We start from the raw sequence: 5691 nt of genomic DNA on the forward strand, positions 1-5691 counted from the left end.
CGGGGGACGGGATGCGCAATCAGTGGGGGGTGGGGGCGGGTTCGACGAGCTCGACGAGGATGCCGCCGGCGTCCTTGGGGTGGATGAAGTTCACCCGGGAGCTCGACGTCCCGCGCTTCGGCTCGGCATAGAGCAGCCGCATCCCGCGCTCGCGCAGGGTGGCGCTCACGGCGTCGAGGTCGTCGACGCGGTAGGCCACCTGCTGGACGCCCGGGCCGGAGCGGTCGAGGAACTTGGCGATGGTCGACTCGGGGGAGAGCGGCGCGAGCAGCTGGACGTGGGAGCCGGAGTCTCCGACGGCCATCATCGCCTCGCGCACGCCCTGCTCCTCGTTGACCTCCTCGTGGGCCAGGGTCATGCCGTAGGTGTCCCGGTAGAACGCGATGGCCTCGTCGAGGTCGGGCACGGCGACCCCGACGTGGTCGATCGCCGTGAACAGGGCTGCAGAGGACGAGGGCTCGCCCGGTGGTCGGCTCATGGTGGTGAGCCTAGGGAGGTGAGCGGACGGCATACAGGTCTTGCGGGTGTGGCGATGGACACCTACGGGACCTGCGTCACGCCGTGTTGGGGGCGCGGGGGCCAGTGACTAGCATCGTGATGAAGCCCGTGGGCCTCGGCCCGACATCGACGTTGGAGGACATGCAGTGAGCACCGCCACGACCCCGACCACCGACCCCACCGTCATCGTCTCGGGGGCGCGGACCCCGATGGGACGGATGAGCGGCAGCCTCAAGGGCTTCAGCGGCTCCGACCTCGGCGGCTTCGCCATCGCCGGAGCGCTGGAGAAGTCCGGCGTCAAGCCCGAGGACGTCGACTACGTCATCATGGGCCAGGTCCTCACCGCGGGCGAGGGCCAGATCCCCGCCCGCCAGGCCGCCGTCAAGGCCGGCATCCCGATGAACGTGCCCGCCCTGACGATCAACAAGGTCTGCCTCTCGGGCATCGACGCCATCGCGCTCGCGGACCAGCTCATCCGCGCGGGGGAGTTCGACGTCGTCGTCGCCGGCGGCCAGGAGTCGATGACGAACGCGCCGCACCTGCTCGAGAAGAGCCGCGACGGCTTCAAGTACGGCGACGTCACCCTCAAGGACCACATGGCGCAGGACGGCCTCTGGGACGCCTTCACCGACCAGGCGATGGGCCTGCTCACCGAGTCGGCGAACACCGGTGACGCGGAGTTCACCCGCGAGGAGCAGGACGCCTTCGCCGCGCGCAGCCACCAGCTGGCCGCGAAGGCGTGGAAGGACGGGGTGTTCGACGACGAGGTCGTCACGCTGTCGATCCCGCAGCGCAAGGGGGACGCCCTCGACTTCCGCACCGACGAGGGCATCCGGGCCGACACGACGACCGAGTCGCTCGGCCGCCTCCGCCCCGCCTTCTCCAAGGACGGGACGATCACCGCCGGCTCCGCGTCGCAGATCTCCGACGGCGCGTGCGCCGTCGTCGTCATGCGCCGCTCGCGCGCCGAGGAGCTGGGCCTCCCGTGGCTGGCCGAGATCGGCGCCCACGGCGTCGTCGCCGGACCGGACTCGACGCTGCAGAGCCAGCCGGCCCGCGCCATCGTCAAGGCCTGCGAGCGCCAGGGCATCTCGGCCGCCGACCTCGACCTCGTGGAGATCAACGAGGCGTTCGCCGCCGTCGGTCTCGCCTCCACCAAGGAGCTGGGCCTGCCCGAGGACAAGGTCAACGTCAACGGCGGGGCCATCGCGCTCGGCCACCCGGTCGGCATGTCCGGTGCCCGGATCGCGCTCCACCTCGCCCTCGAGCTCAAGCGTCGTGGTGGCGGCACCGGCGCGGCCGCCCTCTGCGGCGGCGGAGGCCAGGGCGACGCCCTCATCCTCACCGTGCCGTCCGGCGCCTGATCGACCGAGCACCCGAGCACCGAGCGTCCGCAGCGAGCAGGCCGACCGCCATCGCCCAGACGCCACGCACCGTCGACGTCCCCTCCCTCGTCGCTGACGCGAGGGAGGGGCGTTCGCGTGCGGTGGCCCGGCTCATCTCGCTCGTCGAGGACGGCCACCCCGCGCTGCCGGAGGTCATGGCCGCCCTCGCCCCGTACGGGGGGCACGCCCACGTCATCGGACTGACCGGGTCACCGGGAGTGGGCAAGTCGACGACCACGGCCGCCCTCATCACCGCCTTCCGGGACGCGGGTCGCCGGGTCGCGGTGCTCGCCGTCGACCCGTCCTCCCCGTTCTCCGGGGGCGCCCTGCTCGGTGACCGGATCCGCATGGAGCAGCACGCGACCGACCCCGACGTCTTCATCCGCTCCGTCGCGTCCCGAGGCCACCTCGGCGGACTCTCGTTCGCCACGCCCCAGGCGCTGCGCGTCCTCGACGCGGCAGGCTTCGACGTCGTCCTCGTCGAGACCGTGGGTGTCGGCCAGTCCGAGGTCGAGGTCGCAGCCCGAGCCGACACGACGGTCGTCATCCTCGCCCCCGGCATGGGCGACGGTGTCCAGGCGGCCAAGGCCGGGATCCTCGAGATCGGTGACGTCTTCGTCGTCAACAAGGCCGACCGCGACGGCGCGGACGAGACGGTCCGCGAGCTGCGCCACATGATCCAGCTCGGCAACCGCGAGCAGTCCGTGGGCTGGCGGACACCGGTGGTGCGGACCGTCGCGAGCCGCGGGGACGGCACGCCCGAGCTCGTGCAGGCGCTGACCGCCCACCGCCATTGGCTCGGCGAGTCGGGGAGGCTCGAGGCACGTCGGCGGGAGCGGGCGCGCTCGGAGATCGAGGCGATCGCCCTCGCGGAGCTGCGCCGCCGCATCGGTGGCGCGGACGGGCTCGTGTCCGACGCGCTCGCCTCGTCGGTCTCGCGCGGCGACACGGACGTGTATGCCGCGGCGCGCGAGGTCCTCGGACGGGTGACCGGCGAGGGCACCCGCCAGTAGCGTGAGGCGGGTGACGTCTCCCGGCACGCGTCCGACCCCGGTCATCGTCGTCCTCGGCGCCGAGTACCGCCAGGCGATGGTCGACGTCCTGACCCGGCGCTACGCGTCGGAGTACGAGATCCTGGCCCCGACGAGCATGGAGGAGGCGGTCGAGGTCCTCACCGACCTCAAGTCCGGGCGTCGACCGGTCGCCCTGGCGGCATGCGAGTACTTCGCCGGTGGTGAGAAGGCCACCCACCTGCTCGCGAAGCTCCAGACGTTCATGCCGAGCGCTCGCCGGCTCGTCTACATCCCCGCGGACCGCTTCCGCGGGTCCGTCGCGGTGATGCGGGAGAGCCTCGCCGAGGGCCGACTCGACCTCTACCTCATGCTGCCGCAGGGGCCGCGGGACGAGGAGTTCCACACCGCGATCTCGGAGACGCTCTCGGACTGGGCACAGTCGGTCAACCTGTCCGAGATTGACGGGACGAGGATCATCGCCGACGGGCCGTCGCCCGACCTGAGCCGGATCCGCGACTTCCTCGACCGGATGGGGATGCCCAACACGGTGCACGCGTCCGACAGCGCGGCAGGTGTCGAGGTGCTCGCGGCGGCCGGCCCGGGAGCCGAGCTTCCCGTGCTCCAGGCGCCCACCGGTGAGCCGCCCCTGTCACGGCCGTCGAACGCCGACCTCGGTGCCGCCCTCTACGGGCGACCGACGGACATCGGGGAGGACGCGATCTGCGACCTCGTCGTCGTCGGCGCCGGGCCGGCGGGGCTGGGGGCAGCGGTCTACGCGGCCTCCGAGGGTCTCGACACGCTCGTCATCGACCAGGGCCCGATCGGCGGGCAGGCCGGGACGAGCGCGATGATCCGCAACTACCTCGGCTTCCCTCGGGGCATCTCGGGGATGCGTCTGGCCCAACGGGCACGGTCCCAGGCCGTGCGGTTCGGCGCCCGCTTCCTCGCCGGCCAGGAGGTGACCGGGCTGCGGATCGGCGGCGGCCCGGACGGCTGCCACGTCGTCGAGCTCGGAGCGGCCAGCGTGCGCGGCCGCACCGTGCTCATCGCCACCGGAGTCGACTACCGGCGGCTCGGGGTCGACGCGCTCGAGGGTCTCGTCGGTCGTGGCGTCAACTACGGAGCCGCGGCGAGCACGTCCCGCGAGGTGAAGCACAAGGACGTGTACGTCGTCGGCGGTGGCAACAGCGCGGGCCAGGCCGCCGTGCACCTCTCGCGCTTCGCCCGGCACGTGACGATCCTCGTGCGACGCGACGGCCTCGCCGCGACGATGTCGAGCTACCTCGTCCGCGAGATCGAGGGCAACCCGCGCATCACGGTCCGGCCGCGGACCGAGGTCACCGACGGGGGAGGGGAGGGACGGCTCGAGTGGCTCACCCTGCGCGACGTCGACGCGCGCACCGAGGAGCGGGTCGACGCGGCCGGGCTCTACCTCCTGCTCGGCGCCGAGCCGACCTGCCACTGGCTCCCGCGCGAGGTCGCCCGGGACGACCTCGGCTTCGTCCTCTCCGGTGCCGACACGCCCTGGCAGTCGTGGCAGGGCGGCCGCCCACCGCAGCCCTACGCCACCACCGTGGCCGGGGTCTTCGTCGCGGGCGACATCCGCTGCGGCTCGATGAAGCGCGTCGCCTCGGCGAGCGGCGAGGGCGCCGGCGTCGTGCCCCTCGTCCACGCCTTCCTGGCGCCTGACGCGGGCTGAGCTCCGCGCGAGAGGAACCGAGAGCGAGCCATCCGGGTCCATCGTCCGAGGTCAGGACCGGTGTGGGCGATTTGGTGATCGGGCCACGGTGAGGGTTCTGCGCTCATAGGCTGCCGGCATGAGTGGCACGGGGGTGGTCGAGGCGCTGCCCTTGCGTCACCGGCTCGGCGGCCCGGGAGTCACGGCGACCTCCGCGGGCTGGCTCCTCGGGGTGCTGGTCACCGCGCTGATCCTGTGGAGCCCCTACCTGACGTCGGGCGTACGAAGCCCGTCGCTGCACCTGATGCTCGACACGGCTGACGCCTGCATCGCCCTGCTGGTGGCCTACCTCGTGCACGCGCGCTTCGTGCGACGGCGGCACTGGCAGGACCGCTTCCTCACCCAAGGGCTGGTCCTGCTCGCTGTCGCCGGCCTCGGTCTCTCGTCCCTCGTCTCCCGCCTCCCCGGAGTGCAGGCGGGAACGCTCGACGTCTGGCTGCCCCTGACGATGCGGGTCGCCGGCGCCGTGTGCATCGTGGTGGCCTCGCTGGCCGGCCGTCGGCCGATCCGCCAGGTCTTCGCCCAGCGACACGCCTGGCTGCTGCCGCTGGCCCTCGTCACGGCGGCGTCGACGGGGTTGTGGATGGCACGCTCCGCGCTGCCGGTGGCGTTCGACGAGGCGTCCATCTCGCCGTCGGCGGAGCACCCGCTCCTCACCGGTCATCCAGCGCTGTTGGCCGCGCAGGGCCTGTCGGCCCTCTGCTTCGTCGTCGCCTCGATCGCGTTCGCCGTCCAGTCCTCCCGCCGCGACGACGAGCTGCTCCGATGGCTGGGTCCGGCCTTCGCCCTCGCGGCGTTCGCGCGGATGAACTACCTGCTCTTCCCCTCGCTCTACACGGACTGGCTGTACGCCGGTGACCTCCTGCGGACGGGGTGCTACCTCCTGCTGCTCGTGGGGGCGGGACGCGAGCTCAAGCAGTACTGGTCGGCCCAGTCGCGGGCGGCGGTGCTCGAGGACCGGCGACGGCTGGCCCGTGAGCTGCACGACGGGGTCATCCAGGAGCTGGCCTACATCCGCTCCGAGAGCTACTCCCTCCCCGCAGACCTGCCGGCGGGT

At 72.6% G+C, this 5691-nt stretch carries 5 protein-coding genes; 4 read left to right on the forward strand and 1 reads right to left on the reverse strand.

Features of this window, described 5'->3' with window-relative positions; translation table 11 throughout:
* Positions 1-19: 19 nt before the first annotated feature.
* Positions 20-478 carry a methylmalonyl-CoA epimerase gene (gene mce / locus N801_RS18410; RefSeq protein WP_035940769.1) on the reverse strand — a complete coding sequence of 153 codons (459 nt, stop codon included), beginning with the start codon at positions 476-478 and terminating at the stop codon, positions 20-22.
* 166 nt (positions 479-644) lie between these two features.
* Between mce and N801_RS18415 the strand changes: the two genes are divergently transcribed.
* The 4 genes from N801_RS18415 to N801_RS20885 all read left to right on the forward strand — a co-directional run.
* Positions 645-1862: an acetyl-CoA C-acetyltransferase gene (locus N801_RS18415; protein ID WP_035940770.1), complete on the forward strand. Its 1218-nt coding sequence runs from the start codon at positions 645-647 to the stop codon at positions 1860-1862.
* 50 nt (positions 1863-1912) lie between these two features.
* Complete coding sequence (gene meaB, locus N801_RS18420; protein ID WP_035940773.1) at positions 1913-2896, forward strand: methylmalonyl Co-A mutase-associated GTPase MeaB; 984 nt, start codon at positions 1913-1915, stop codon at positions 2894-2896.
* A gap of 10 nt (positions 2897-2906) precedes the next feature.
* Positions 2907-4595: an NAD(P)/FAD-dependent oxidoreductase gene (locus tag N801_RS18425; RefSeq protein ID WP_035940771.1), complete on the forward strand. Its 1689-nt coding sequence runs from the start codon at positions 2907-2909 to the stop codon at positions 4593-4595.
* Between the two features lie 118 nt (positions 4596-4713).
* The coding region (locus N801_RS20885; protein ID WP_211254758.1) for a histidine kinase at positions 4714-5691 on the forward strand (978 nt) is incomplete at its 3' end.

It is taken from the genome of Knoellia aerolata DSM 18566 (assembly GCF_000768695.1).
Lineage (GTDB): Bacteria > Actinomycetota > Actinomycetes > Actinomycetales > Dermatophilaceae > Knoellia > Knoellia aerolata.

Coding starts and splice junctions, on each gene's coding strand:
- mce (WP_035940769.1), bottom strand. CDS start 478: ATGAGCCGACCACCGGGCGAGCCCTCGTCCTCTGCAGCCCTGTTCACG.